Raw genomic sequence first — 13808 nt, forward strand, 5'->3', positions numbered from 1 at the left:
AATAATGAAATGTGAATATAAGCTGTATATCTACAAATAAATATACTACTTACATACTATCCACAGATAGCAATAATATTGCATAAATTATACTTGTAAATTTGATAAAATCACCAATGTATCTAACCAAATTCATAAAATTAATTTATAAAATTAATTTATAAAACTAATTCATAAATCTAATTTATAGATACACTATGTAATTACAATCATGATGCAAAAAAAGAGCTTTAAAATGAACAATCCTAGGTTATTGCTATTGTTATACATTTTTATTAAAATTTTTTGATATAATATTATCAATGAAATATGTAGTTATGAAAATTTATAGATTATTATTTTTTAGAGTATTATTGTATCATTATTTATCAAATTATTATTTATCAATTATATTAAATTACAACTTTTATAAAAAATATAGTTAGATTATATAATGATTATAATAATACATTTTTCTAATATATTTCAATAACAATATAAATTTACAAATTATTTTACAAATATATAATAATAGTTGACTCCTATTTAAGTTCCTATTTTATTTAAATTTATTACCTTTATTTTATGTTTATTTTCAATAATAAGATTATCATCTATACAATTTTAAATTAAATACTTGATTAATTATTAATAAATGTACCACAAGTTATTTAATCTTATATACGTGAAATATGGTTTTTACTCATCTTTTTTATAACATAACTTTATTTTAACCATTATTAAGTTATCATTCTTATTACTGAATGGATTATATGTTGATAATTAATTAATAAATATAAAGCTCATTTGAGCATGTAATGATTATGAAAGTATCGTAATCTTATTTTGTATTTTCTAGTATATAAAATTGTATATTTAAATCTCGCGAAAAATAGATTGTGAAAAATTATAAGAAAGTTTATATTAAAAACTTTAAGTCAGAAAATAAGTTGCTTATTATATATAAATTGTTAATATTTTTCATGTCTTTTATAGATAAATGTGTTATAAAAATCATTGAAAAATATTTTAAAATTATAAAGAATATTGAAACAAATTATATTAATTATTAAAACTAAAATTATAATAAAAATATATAAAATTTAATATAAAAAGTACAAATCATTGAAATAAATGAAAATAAATAATAAAATCAAAATTAAATAATAAAATAACCAATAAATAATAAAATCAAAATTAAATAATAAAATCAATAAATCAATAGATTTTTACAAAACAAAAAGAACTCACTTATAATTAGACTTACATAAAAAAATTTAGTTGGTGTTAAAAATGGAAAAATCAAAATTATCTGCAAAATCTTTATTGAAAGAAATTTCTTATAAAAAACATTTAAAAAATAAAAAAATGTCTAAAATTGGAGAATTAAGTGTTTGTAAAGCAGATTTTGAAATTGAAAATTTAAATTTAATAAATTCACCAACAGATTCTAAATTTACTATTGATAAAGAAATAGCTTATAAAAATCTTAAAAATCTTTTAGATAATACTTCTTCATGCCAAATTTCTGATGCTTTATCTAAAATAGCTAAAAGAAGTGGAGTTATTGAAGGTGTGAAATCTATAAATAAAAAAACTGCTTACGGGAGAGTAGTAACTGTTAAAACATCCTCTGATGACTGGGGAACCTCATTACTTGGAATTGATGAAGCTAAAAAAGGAAATATATTAGTAATAAAAACTATTGGACCAATTTCTGCGATTTGGGGGGAGTTAACTTCAAGTTGTTCTCAAGAAAAAGAATTAGCTGGGACTGTTATTATAGGAGCTACCAGAGATATTGATTTTGTTAGTGAATTTGAATATCCAGTATTTGCAAGTAAAACAACCCCAAATGCAGGAACTGCAGCTGGTTTAGGTAGTGTCAATATCCCTCTTAAAATTGGAAAAGATGAGGATTTGATAATTAAACCAGGAGATTTTATTTTTGCAGATAAAAGCGGAGTTGTACATATTCCACAAGAGCTATTTTGTGAAGTAATGATAAAAACTTTAGAAATAAAAATTAATGAAACAAATATTCTTTCTGAAATTGAGAAAGGTAAATCTTTATCTGAAATTGTAGGGTTAAAATAATAAACGAGGATTTCAATGAGCTCTGAAAAAGAAAAAAAAAATTTTAATACCTATATTACTAATGAAGATGATAAGGATAAAGATATTGAGAATAATAAGGATAATAAAAATAATAAAGATAACGAAGACGGTCAAGATATTTATTCAATGATAAAAGAGAATAAAAAAACCATAATTATTTCTTTTATAATTGTTTTTGGAATAGTTTTTACAATATTAATATTAGCAGGGATTAATGATGTTATAAATGCATTAAAAAGAACAAATCTTTGGATACTTGGATTAACTTTTATTATACAAACATTTGTTTATTTATTTTGGGCACTTAGATGGAAAATTATACTTGATAAAATGGATCAGTCTCCTCGTTTTTTAAATGTTCTAGGAATTCTTATGACAAGTATATTTGGAAATAATATAAGTCCTGGATCAATAGGAGGAGAACCATTAAGAGCTTATGTTCTACAAGAATATAATGATACTCCATTTGAAATTGGATTTGCTTCAACTATGGCAGATAGAGTGTTTGAACTACTTCCATTTTTATTGATGTCCCTTGTAGCTGTAGTAGCACTAATATCTTGGCATTTAAATATCATACCAAAGACTATATTAATACTACTAATATTAATCACAATATTTGTGTTTTCTCTTGTAATATATGCAGGTATAAACAAAAATGTATCTGAAAAAATAGTTTTTAAGGTATTAGATTGGGTTTTACCACTTGTAGAGAGAATCACTAAAAAAATATATGATTTAGGTGATATAAAAGAAAAAGCTACTTACTACATTGATAATTTTAATTCAAGTTTTAAGATGATTGTAGAAAACAAATTGTTTTTTGTAGGAGCTTTCCTTGCATTGATTACATGGGGCTTAGATTTATTTAATTCTTATCTCTCATTTATAGCTATTGGAGTTACTCCTCCAATTGCACCATTTATTACTATTTTCACAATAGCTATTTTACTTTCATTTTTACCATTACTACCAGGATCTCTTGGAATTACAGAAATTATCATGATAGCTTTATTCGTCCCTGTTGGAATAACAGCAGACTATGTGTTAGCTGCAAGTGCAATAGAAAGATTAAGCTCTTATATTTTACCAAGTATTATTGGATTGATAACAGCTATTTATTATGGTAAAAAAATCGCTAAGAATCATTCCAATTCTGATTCAGAGAAAGAATAATAAGTTAACTAATTTTATAATATTATAATCTTATTAATTAACAAATATAAATACAAATATAAATTTTTCATAATAATTAATGAAATAAATATTATAATTAAACACTACAATGAGTAATATAGTAATATACAATTATCTCATATCAAAAATACCGAAAGATATTTATAATATTTTAATCAATTAAGATATGCTGTAAAATTAAGTAAAATTAATGGAGGATAACTATGAACATTAATATTGATCATTACTATTATATGAGGGAAAATATATTTGATAAGATTCAAAATGCTAGTAATATTGAAAAAGTGGCAATGGCCTTTTTAATGGCTTGTTTTACAGGTTTATTAGCTCAAATTGTTTTACCATTACCTTGGACACCAGTTCCAATAACAGGACAAACCATGGGAGTTTTACTTTCTGGATTGTTCCTTGGAAAACGGTTTGGAGTTTTAAGTCAAGTGATTTACATCGTTGGAGGAATTTTAGGAATAGCTTGGTATGGTGAAATGACAAGCGGGCTAGGAATCTTCTTAGGTTCAACTTGTGGATATTTTATAGGATTTATATTTGCAGCTGCAATTATTGGACACTTTTCAGAAAAATACTCTAAAAGTAGAAAATTCAGAAAAATGGCTAGTATAATGTTAATAGCTAATTTTGGAGGCATATACATTCCAGGATTAATTGGATTAGCAATTTGGACTTATTTTGCTACTGGTGCATTTCCAGATATTATAACATTACTTATGATGGGACTTATTCCATTTATATTCGGAGATTTAGTTAAAATCGCAGGAGCAGCAGCAATTTCAAAAGCTGCACTACCAAAATAAACTTTTCTCTTTTTATTTTTTAAATGTTTTTATTATTTTTATTTATTTTATCCAAAATCATTTATTATATAAACTATTTTTAACTATTATTTATTATATTAGATAATAATAAATATATTAATAAGTTATTGTTAAATTTATTAATACAATTTAACAGTTTATTATAAAATTATAATCTTATTAAACTATTATAAAACATTATATTTATTATCTTATTATAAATTAATATCTTATATTATATTTAATAAAATATTCATAGATATGAACGAATTTGAAGGAATTATCATGAAGAAATCTCCAAAAAATAACCTAATATATCTAAGAGGACATCATCTTCTTTGCTTACAAGGATATCAAGGATATGGTTATGATGAAAAATTCAAAAAAAATATGGATAATATTTTTCATCAATTAAATATTGATAATATATATAATGCAAATAATAGGGATAAGGATAATAAGGATAATATAGACAACAATAATACTAATATAAATAATTACAATAATGTGATTATATTAACTGATTATCCAGATGATTTATGTGTTTGTTGTCCAAAATTGAAAAATAATCAATGTTCAGGAGAATTAGAGAATCTAAAACAAACTAAAGAAAACATTGAAAAGATAAAAACTAATAATGAAAAAATTGTTAAAATGGATCAAAAAGTTTTAAATGAAACTAAACTAAAAAAAAATACCGAGTATACTATTGAAGAATGTATTTTAGCTGTTAATAAAGCATTTTCTAGTTTAAAAAAAGTTAAAATAGTGTGTAAAGATTGTAGATGGGAAAATAAATGTTTATGGTTCCAATCAAGAGAATTATAAAAAATGGCATTGTTTTAGATTAATAACAGCTAATACAGACTAATACAGACTAATACAGACTGATAAAAACTGATAAAAAATTAATAAAAATCTAATAAAAATCTAATAAAAATATGAATATTTCATTTTCAAATCAATACATTTATATATAACTTTAAAGTAAATTAAAAATGCTGTAATTTTAATAAGTTGCAGTTTAAATATATAGTCCCGTAGGGTAGTGGTAATCCTTCTAGGCTTTGGACCCGGAGACGGCGGTTCGACTCCGCTCGGGACTATTAATCTTATTTTTCTTTTAAAAAAATTATTAAAGAATATCTACAATATTTTTAATAATAAATGGTATTTTATTAAATAATAAATATAATATATAAAATATAATAATTAATTATAATATTTGATATATAACAAATATAGCATGATTTTAATAAGTAATTATAATTGATATAAAAATATAGTATAATTTTTAAGTTAATTATTATTAGTATTATAAGTATTATAGTATTATTAGTAAAGAATTAACTATATATTATTCACTTATTATAATAATAAGTAGTTAATTATATAATCAGATTATATATTATTAATAATCATATCTTTAATTAATCATGAAATATGATTATATAATATATTATATTACTATACAGCTGATTTAAATATATTTTTTATATGAATAATAAACTTAATTTGAGTGTATATCATGGAAAAATTACTTATAATTGGAATAAACACTCGATCACTCTTGAATTCTGCTTCTAAACTGAATTTTTGTACATATTCTACAAGTTACTTTTTTACTGCTGATTCTAAAAGAATTTATAAAGAAAAACATGTTCTAAAGCAAATACCTGGAAAATCTTGTGGAATTTTTGAAGAAGATTATAATCCAGAAAAATTATTAGAATTATCATTAGAATTTATGGAAGAAGTAGACAAAATCATATTATCAGGCATATCCCCTAATATATTCAAAGGAAATTATAAAAAATTCAGAAAAAAGATTATTGGAAATCACGATGTAGATACCGTAGAGAACAAGTATAAATTTTACAAAAAAATAAGAAATGATTTTTTAGTACCTAAAACATATAAAATAGACTATGATCATATAGATGAGATAGTTGATATATTAAATCAACATAGTGATACTTCATTTATTACAAAACCTCTTCAAGGATCTGGAGGTTATGGTGTCAAGTATCTAGATTATACTAAAAAGCATTATTTTAATGATAGCTATTTTGAAAATTACTTTTCTGAATATGAAGGGGAAACATTTTTATTTCAAGAATTTATTGAGGGAGATAATATTAGTTCTTCGGTATTATCTACAAAAAAACAAGCTCAAAATATAATAAACAGCAAAATGTTGACTGAATCAAATTTTGGGGAAAATAATTTTAAATATTCTGGAAACATCGTTCCATATACTAATATTCTCAAATCTAACACAAATAGTGCAAATGAAATTAATGATAAAGAAATTAAGGACATTTCAGAAAAAATAATATCTAAATTCAGCTTAGTTGGCTCAAATGGAGTAGATATGATAATAAAAAATGACAAAAACAAAAATGAAGAAATTTATATCATTGAAGCAAATCCCAGATTTCAAGGAACATATGAATGTGTAGAAAAAGTATTAGGAATCAACTTATTAGATGCTCATATCAAAGCATATGATGGAGAATTAATCAATATCCCGAATACAAACGGTTATTCAATGAAAAAAATTATTTATACTAAAGAAAGAATAAAAGTAGGAGATTTATTTATTGATAATGTTTATGATATTCCTTATAATGGAGTGATTATTGAAAAAGACCAACCATTATCCACCATTATTAGCTATGATAAGAATATCAAAAATACCAAAAACAAATTGAAAAAAGCTATCTTTGATGTAAATAAAAATATTTATTCATACCATTGATATGTCAATGAAAAAAATTAAATTATACCAAGCAATAATAAAATAAAAATAATAGTTCCAATAGTCAATAAAAATGTAGTGATAACCATAGATGCAACTGAAATCAAATATAGTTTAGCTCTTTTATCAGGATCTTTAAAATATTGTTCAAAAGGGTCTCTTCTCATATTTACACTTTATTAACTTTTAATAATAACAAGAATAATATTATAAAAATAATTAGTATAGATAATATTATTTGTAATCCTATTTAAATTCTATTATATATTATATCTATATATCTATTAAAATCTGTTAAATCTATAAATCTATAAATCTACTAAAAAATTATCATAATATAAAAATGATTTGAAAATGTTATAAAAATAAACTAAAAATAATTTACAAAAATATATTCATTAAAATAAAAAAAAATAGAGGATAATAAATAAAAATAAATTAGCTTATCACACTAATTTATTAACTACTTCAACTGGAAGTAAAGATAAAAATCCTAAAAGATCTCCTTTTTCAATTTTACCATCAGCTATAACAACAAAAGCTGCTCTATTAACAGTTTTTTCCATAGTTAATGGAATATGTGTTTCTGAACCAACAGCTATTGCATGACCATATCTATTTGATGCATACGCACCAATAGACCCAATGTGATTAGCAGGAATCTCAATTTCCTTAATTTTGATTGAAATTGATTTTCCTTCCTTAAGATCTACATCTTCATCAGCTATGATAGTTTTTGATAAAACAGGAATATTTCCTAATTTTAAATCCATCTTTCCAGCATCAGAGTGTTCGGTTTCTCTTTTAAACTCCCCTATGGGATTTAAGATTCTAACCATTTTAATCCCCAACTCTATTCTTCTGCTTCAATTGTAGATTTAATCATCTTCAATCGAACAAAATTTTCTCTTTCCATTTCTTGAAGTCTCATTTCAATAGATTTAACAGTATTTTGCAATTTTGGAATCATAATATGCTCTAAAGCATTAACACGGCGTTTTGTAGATTCAATTTCAGCTGCTAAAAGATAGATAGTCTTTTCAATTTCTCCAAGCTCAATTATTAAAGCAAGAGATTCTTCAAATTTTTTAGCTGCTTCATCTAATCTTACAGAAGTGTCTGCAAAACTGTAACCTCTATCAACCAAAGTTCTTTTTTCCATTTTAGAATCCATTACAGGTACAACAACACCCATAATACTCCTTGACTCAATATCAACATCAATAGATTCTTTAACAGATAAAGCAGATTTTTGAACTGCTGAATCACCCATAACAACTTGAGCAGCAGTTAAATCCTCAAAAGCACTTTTAAGAGTTTCTTCAACTTTTCCACGAGATCCTTTAACCCTATCTAAAATATCAAAAAACTCTTTAATTAAAGCATCACGTTTTTCTTTAAGTAAACTATGACCTTTAACAGCAAGTTTTTCTCTATCTTTGAGTTTTAATAACTCCATTCGAGTAGGGTTAATCCCTTCCATTGTTTCTTGTGCCATTTTATCCTCCTAACCCAGGATTATAAATAAGATTAATAAGGATTATGATAATATTGAACAGATAAGTTCAATATTAGTTTTCTGGAAGATATATAGGAATGTGCTCTTCCTTAACCCTTTTAAGCTCAGATTTAGGTAATAAACTTAATAATTTCCAACCAAGATCGAGAGTTTCTTTAATAGTCCTGTCTTCATCTTTAGCTTGAGTGATAAATTCTTCTTCAAATGCATCAGCAAACTGTAAGAACTTTTGATCTCTTTCTGTAAGAGCTTCTTCACCAACAACAGCTACTAAATCTCTTAAATCACGACCCTCTGCATATGCAGAGTAAAGTTGATCAGAAACTCCACTATGATCTTCACGAGTCCTTTCTTCTCCAATACCCCCACTCATTAAACGAGATAATGATGGAAGTACATCTACTGGAGGATAAATACCTTTCCTATGAAGTTCACGACTAAGTACAATTTGCCCTTCAGTAATATACCCAGTTAAATCTGGAATTGGGTGAGTAATATCATCTTGAGGCATGACTAAAATAGGCATCTGAGTAATAGAACCTTCTTTACCGGCAATACGACCTGCACGTTCGTATAAACCAGCTAAATCAGTATACATGTAACCAGGATAACCTCTTCTTCCAGGTACTTCATCACGAGCAGCAGAAATTTCTCTTAAAGCTTCACAATAGTTAGTTAAATCAGTTAAAATAACTAATACATGCATATTATGCTCAAATGCTAAATATTCTGCAGTAGTAAGAGCCATCTTAGGAGTAAGAATTCTCTCAATAGCAGGGTCGTCTGCTAAGTTCATGAATACTGTAACACGTTCTAAAGCTCCAGTTCTCTCGAAATCTTTCATAAAGAAGTTAGCTTCTTCGTGAGTAATACCCATAGCAGCAAATATAACTGCAAATTCAGTTTCTTCTCCTACTACCTTAGCTTGTCTTGCAATCTGTGCAGCTAAGTCATTGTGAGGTAAACCAGATCCTGAGAAAATAGGTAATTTTTGGCCTCTAACAAGTGTATTCATTCCATCAATAGTGGAAATACCAGTTTGAATAAATTCTGCTGGGAATTCACGAGCAGATGGATTCATTGGGTTACCATTAATATCCAATTCTTTTTCAGGTATAATTTCTGGACCACCATCGATAGGTTTACCAGTACCATCAAATATACGACCCATCATATCTAAAGAAACACCGATTTTAGCTGTTTCTCCAGTAAATCTAGTCTTAGTATTTTTAGTATTTAAATCACTAGTTCCTTCGAAAACCTGAATAACAGCAACATCTTTTTTGACTTCAAGAACTTGCCCTCTTCTGTTTTCTCCAGTAGGTGTTTCAATTTCTACTATCTCATTGTAAGCAACACCTTCTACTCCTTCAACAATCATTAAAGGACCAGCAACCTCAGTAACTGTGGTGTATTCTCTTGTTTTAATATTAGTATTCATTCTTTACACCTCACCACATTGTTTAACAATTTCCTCTTGAACAGATTTCACCTTTGCAGGGAATTCTTCTTCAGAAACAAATTTCAATCTACCAATTTCCTCTTTAACATCGAGTCCAATAAGATCTTTTGATGATGCTCCTCTTTCTAAAGCTTTATTAGCTTCTCTTTGGAAGGAAACAATAGTGTTTAAAAGTTCAAATTGTTTTGAAGGTGAACAATAGGTATCAACTTCATGATATGCATTTTGTTGTAAGAAATCTTCTCTTAACATACGAGTAGTTTCTAATGTAACTTGTTCACTATCTGGAAGTGCATCAGGACCAACGAGTTGTACAATTTCCTGAAGTTCAGATTCTTTTTGTAATAAAACCATAGCTTCATCACGAAGAGATCTCCAATCTCCACCTACACTTTCCTTCCACCATTCTTGTACACTATCTACATACAAGGAATAGCTTTGTAACCAATCAATTGAAGGGAAATGACGTTTGTCTGCAAGGGATGCATCTAATGCCCAAAATACTTTACAAATACGTAATGTATTTTGTGTAACAGGTTCAGATAAATCTCCACCAGGAGGTGAAACTGCTCCAACAACAGAGACAGATGAAACTTTACTTTCACTTCCAATTGTGTTGACTCTTCCAGCTCTTTCATAGAACTGAGCAAGTCTTGAAGCAAGATATGCAGGGTAACCTTCTTCACCAGGCATCTCTTCAAGTCTTCCAGAAATTTCCCTCATAGCTTCTGCCCAACGAGATGTTGAATCTGCCATAAGAGCTACATCATAACCTTGATCACGGAAGTATTCTGCGATTGTAATTCCAGTATATACACAAGCTTCACGAGCTGCAACTGGCATGTTAGAAGTGTTAGCTATAAGAACTGTTCTATCCATCAAAGGATTTCCAGTTTTTGGATCTTCAAGTTCTGGGAACTCTAAAAGTACTTCAGTCATTTCGTTTCCACGTTCTCCACAACCAACATATACAACAATGTCGGCATCTGCCCATTTAGCTAATTGTTGTTGAGTAACAGTTTTACCTGCACCAAATGGTCCAGGAATAGCTGCTGTACCACCTTTAGCTACAGGGAAGAAAGTATCTAATACTCTTTGACCTGTAACAAGAGGCACATCTGGATCAAGTTTTTCTTTATAAGGTCGACCTTTTCTAACTGGCCATTTTTGAAGCATTTGAACTTTTTTAATTCCATCTTCAGTTTCAATTTCAGCAATATCTTCTTTTACTGTAAATTCTCCACTTGAAACAATACTTTTTACTGTACCTTCAATAGTTGGAGGAAGTAAAATTTTTTGAAGAACTGCAGAAGTTTCTTGAACTTCACCAAGAATGTCTCCACCTTTTACTTTATCCCCTACTTTAGCTATTGGTTTAAAAGTCCATTTTTTCTCTTTATCAATAGATGGTACATCTACACCTCTTTCAATAAAGTCACCAGTTTTAGCTTTAATAACTTCAAGCGGTCTTTGGATTCCATCAAAAATTGAACCCATAATACCAGGTCCAAGTTCTACAGATAATGGTCCACCAGTACTTTCTATCTTCTCACCAGGTCTTAGCCCAGCTGTTTCTTCATAAACCTGAATGGTTGCAGTATCGCCTTCAAGCTCAATAATTTCTCCAATGAGCTTGTCGTTACCTACCTTAACCATTTCATGCATTTGAGTCCCTCTCATCCCATCTGCGATGATAACAGGTCCTGCAATTTTAATAATATTTCCTTCAGTAATCATTTAACCATCTCTACCCCAATAACTCTTTTGATAAGTTCACCCATAGGGTCACTACCCATATCAGATGGGCCAGATTTATCTGGTATTTCAATAATCATTGGCAATACATCAGAGCCAATTTTTTTATCTATGTATTTCCTAATATTATCAGCTATTTTTTCTGTGATAATTATAATTGAAATTTCATCATTAATTAATTCATCCAATGCATTTTTTGCATCTTCATTTGTTTCTACAATTTTACTCTCCTTTACTCCACCAAGTTGAAAACCAGTAACAGTATCAAGATCTCCAATTATTGCTACAGAGGATTTCATACTAACATCTCCTGAATTTCAGATACTGGAAAATTAACTTCTCGTTTAGCCCTTGCAATAATTTTCAAGTTTTTGATTTCTCTCTCTTTTTGACTTAAAAATCCTATAATAGGACCAATACCTAATGGCTTTTTTAAAGATAAAGATTTAGCACGACTAATAAGATATTCATCTAAAGCTTTTTCAAAAACAGAAACTGAACCAGTTTCATTATATTTAGAAAGAGCTTCTGAAAGAATTGTAGAATAATCAGTACCATCTAAACTTGAAATAACTCCTGCAACATCTTCAGATTCCATTAAATCTTTTAGTTTCCATTCTCTTATCTGAAAACCATTTTTAATCATATATTGTGAAGTTTCATCATAAGATAAACCATCAGCCTTTGCCCTGATAATTAATTTAAGATTAGCTACATCAACTTGATCGCCAATATATGAATAAAGAATCTGAGAGTTTCCATCAGAAGGTATTCCAGAAGAATTTAAAAGATTTTCAAGATAATATTTATCTAATGCAGATTCTAATGGTAAAACCATTTGAGATTCCTCATATTGAGGAAGAGCATCTTCAAGAATACTAGCATATTCAGTACCATCCAAACCAGTAACAACATCAGTTACAGTATTAGCATCAGCTAATTGTTCAATTTGACTATAAAGAGATCCAGAAGGAATTAAAAAACTTAATATAGTATTTTTATCCAACTTCATTTCTTTAGCTGCAAGTAAACTTTTAATATTGTTAATATCTGATTTTTTAGCTAGTGCTTTAAAAGAATCTCGAATGTCTTTAGGGGCTATTCTTGAAAGTAAATTATAAGTTTCTGCAAGTTCAATGTCTAGAGCTTTTTCAAGAGAATAATTATCTAAATGAGTAGCATAATCAGGGAACCCTCTAAGATAATTTATAACCTCATCAACATCATTAGCTTCAATTATTTCAGAAAGTTGTTTTTCATCAAATAATCTTCCTTTTCTAGCTCTTACTCTTGCAGAAGGATTGAGATAAGGATAAATATCCAAAACTGGTCTGCTTGCAATGATAACAATGATTGCACCTACAACAATAACTGCAAGGATTGCAAGTACAATAAATGACTCTGGTGTTAAGCCAACTTGTGTTATCAATGTAGTAATTTCATCAGCCATATTTCTCTCTCCTAATTAAATAAAATCTTAGCAACTTCAGACCTTAAAGCCTTTTTATATCTTATCATTCTAGCTTCTATAGTATTGTTAACTTCGATTTCGCCATTTTTGGTTTTAATTATAGTCCCACCAATTGTTTCAATAGATTCACCAATTTCTAATTTAGTATCTTTACCTGTTGCAGATTTGATTTCATTAGTTATCTCATCGATATTATTGATTTTAGACTTATCTTCATCTTTAACCTGAATAATTAAATCTCCTCCACCAATTTCAATAGCAGCTTCTTTAATCATTTCAATTAAAGCATTTGAATATTCAGTGCTAGTGGAAGAAGATATATCCTTTAATTCTTGGCTTGCTTTTTCAAAAGCTGCTTCTATTACTTCTTCTCTTGCCTCTAATTCCATTCTTCTAGAATTCATCTTAGCTTCAGATATTATCTGCTGATACCTCATATCAGATTGCTTTTTTGCATCATCTAATATTTTAGTTTTTTCAAGTTCTGCTTGTTTATTCGCATCTTCAATAATGGAATTAACTTTAATCTCAGCTTCTTGGAGGATACTATCAGCTTTAGTCTGAGCTTCAGATTTTATATTAGAAACAATCTTTTCTGTCCCAGAGCTCATTTAATTGACCTCCATCTAACCTAAAATTCCACCGAATACCATGAGTAAAATAGCTATTAAGAAACCATAAATAGCCTGAGTTTCTGGTAATGCAGAGAAAATAATACCTTGAGCAAACATACC

General features: G+C 27.6%; 13 protein-coding genes, 1 tRNA gene and 1 pseudogene. 6 read left to right on the forward strand and 9 right to left on the reverse strand.

The window, feature by feature from the left end:
* Positions 1–1272: 1272 nt before the first annotated feature.
* The 6 genes from KQY27_RS02140 (at position 1273) to KQY27_RS02165 (ending at position 6867) form a co-directional block, all read left to right on the forward strand.
* Positions 1273–2076: an RraA family protein gene (locus KQY27_RS02140; RefSeq protein ID WP_224424927.1), complete on the forward strand. Its 804-nt coding sequence runs from the start codon at positions 1273–1275 to the stop codon at positions 2074–2076.
* 15 nt (positions 2077–2091) lie between these two features.
* On the forward strand, positions 2092–3273 hold the full coding sequence (locus tag KQY27_RS02145) for a UPF0104 family protein (RefSeq protein ID WP_224424928.1): 1182 nt from the start codon (positions 2092–2094) through the stop codon (positions 3271–3273).
* Positions 3274–3503: 230 nt separating this feature from the next.
* A complete protein-coding gene (locus KQY27_RS02150) occupies positions 3504–4106 on the forward strand; it encodes a biotin transporter BioY (protein ID WP_224424943.1) in 603 nt (200 codons plus the stop codon).
* Between the two features lie 261 nt (positions 4107–4367).
* Positions 4368–4934: a DUF1284 domain-containing protein gene (locus KQY27_RS02155; protein ID WP_224424929.1), complete on the forward strand. Its 567-nt coding sequence runs from the start codon at positions 4368–4370 to the stop codon at positions 4932–4934.
* Between the two features lie 206 nt (positions 4935–5140).
* A tRNA-Gln gene (locus KQY27_RS02160) sits at positions 5141–5212 on the forward strand.
* A gap of 422 nt (positions 5213–5634) precedes the next feature.
* Positions 5635–6867 carry an ATP-grasp domain-containing protein gene (locus KQY27_RS02165; RefSeq protein ID WP_224424930.1) on the forward strand — a complete coding sequence of 411 codons (1233 nt, stop codon included), beginning with the start codon at positions 5635–5637 and terminating at the stop codon, positions 6865–6867.
* A gap of 17 nt (positions 6868–6884) precedes the next feature.
* On the opposite strand, the gene KQY27_RS02170 is transcribed toward KQY27_RS02165, so the two are convergent.
* The 9 genes and pseudogenes from KQY27_RS02170 to KQY27_RS02210 form a co-directional block, all read right to left on the reverse strand.
* On the reverse strand, positions 6885–7034 hold the full coding sequence (locus KQY27_RS02170; protein WP_224424931.1) for a hypothetical protein: 150 nt from the start codon (positions 7032–7034) through the stop codon (positions 6885–6887).
* Between the two features lie 279 nt (positions 7035–7313).
* Positions 7314–7706, reverse strand: a complete 393-nt coding sequence (locus tag KQY27_RS02175) for a DUF22 domain-containing protein (protein WP_224424932.1) — start codon at positions 7704–7706, stop codon at positions 7314–7316.
* Positions 7707–7720: 14 nt separating this feature from the next.
* A complete protein-coding gene (locus tag KQY27_RS02180) occupies positions 7721–8365 on the reverse strand; it encodes a V-type ATP synthase subunit D (protein ID WP_224424933.1) in 645 nt (214 codons plus the stop codon).
* Positions 8366–8438: 73 nt separating this feature from the next.
* The gene (locus KQY27_RS02185; protein ID WP_224424934.1) at positions 8439–9827 is read right to left on the reverse strand and encodes an ATP synthase subunit B; all 1389 of its coding nucleotides are present in this window, start codon (positions 9825–9827) and stop codon (positions 8439–8441) included.
* Between the two features lie 3 nt (positions 9828–9830).
* Positions 9831–11585, reverse strand: a complete 1755-nt coding sequence (locus tag KQY27_RS02190) for an ATP synthase subunit A (RefSeq protein WP_224424935.1) — start codon at positions 11583–11585, stop codon at positions 9831–9833.
* Positions 11582–11902 carry a V-type ATP synthase subunit F gene (locus KQY27_RS02195; RefSeq protein ID WP_224424936.1) on the reverse strand — a complete coding sequence of 107 codons (321 nt, stop codon included), beginning with the start codon at positions 11900–11902 and terminating at the stop codon, positions 11582–11584. The genes KQY27_RS02190 and KQY27_RS02195 overlap by 4 nt, the downstream gene beginning before the upstream one ends.
* Positions 11899–13053, reverse strand: a complete 1155-nt coding sequence (locus KQY27_RS02200; RefSeq protein ID WP_224424937.1) for a V-type ATP synthase subunit C — start codon at positions 13051–13053, stop codon at positions 11899–11901. Before KQY27_RS02200 ends, KQY27_RS02195 begins: the two co-directional genes overlap by 4 nt.
* Before the next feature lie 11 nt (positions 13054–13064).
* Positions 13065–13685: a V-type proton ATPase subunit E gene (locus KQY27_RS02205; protein WP_224424938.1), complete on the reverse strand. Its 621-nt coding sequence runs from the start codon at positions 13683–13685 to the stop codon at positions 13065–13067.
* Between the two features lie 15 nt (positions 13686–13700).
* Positions 13701–13808 (reverse strand): annotated as a pseudogene (locus tag KQY27_RS02210) (V-type ATP synthase subunit K); the annotation flags it as partial.

The organism is Methanobrevibacter sp. TMH8 (assembly GCF_020148105.1).
Classification (GTDB): domain Archaea; phylum Methanobacteriota; class Methanobacteria; order Methanobacteriales; family Methanobacteriaceae; genus Methanobinarius.

Coding starts and splice junctions, on each gene's coding strand:
- KQY27_RS02140 (WP_224424927.1), top strand. CDS start 1,273: ATGGAAAAATCAAAATTATCTGCAAAATCTTTATTGAAAGAAATTTCT.
- KQY27_RS02145 (WP_224424928.1), top strand. CDS start 2,092: ATGAGCTCTGAAAAAGAAAAAAAAAATTTTAATACCTATATTACTAAT.
- KQY27_RS02155 (WP_224424929.1), top strand. CDS start 4,368: ATGAACGAATTTGAAGGAATTATCATGAAGAAATCTCCAAAAAATAAC.
- KQY27_RS02165 (WP_224424930.1), top strand. CDS start 5,635: ATGGAAAAATTACTTATAATTGGAATAAACACTCGATCACTCTTGAAT.
- KQY27_RS02170 (WP_224424931.1), bottom strand. CDS start 7,034: ATGAGAAGAGACCCTTTTGAACAATATTTTAAAGATCCTGATAAAAGA.
- KQY27_RS02175 (WP_224424932.1), bottom strand. CDS start 7,706: ATGGTTAGAATCTTAAATCCCATAGGGGAGTTTAAAAGAGAAACCGAA.
- KQY27_RS02180 (WP_224424933.1), bottom strand. CDS start 8,365: ATGGCACAAGAAACAATGGAAGGGATTAACCCTACTCGAATGGAGTTA.
- KQY27_RS02185 (WP_224424934.1), bottom strand. CDS start 9,827: ATGAATACTAATATTAAAACAAGAGAATACACCACAGTTACTGAGGTT.
- KQY27_RS02190 (WP_224424935.1), bottom strand. CDS start 11,585: ATGATTACTGAAGGAAATATTATTAAAATTGCAGGACCTGTTATCATC.
- KQY27_RS02195 (WP_224424936.1), bottom strand. CDS start 11,902: ATGAAATCCTCTGTAGCAATAATTGGAGATCTTGATACTGTTACTGGT.
- KQY27_RS02200 (WP_224424937.1), bottom strand. CDS start 13,053: ATGGCTGATGAAATTACTACATTGATAACACAAGTTGGCTTAACACCA.
- KQY27_RS02205 (WP_224424938.1), bottom strand. CDS start 13,685: ATGAGCTCTGGGACAGAAAAGATTGTTTCTAATATAAAATCTGAAGCT.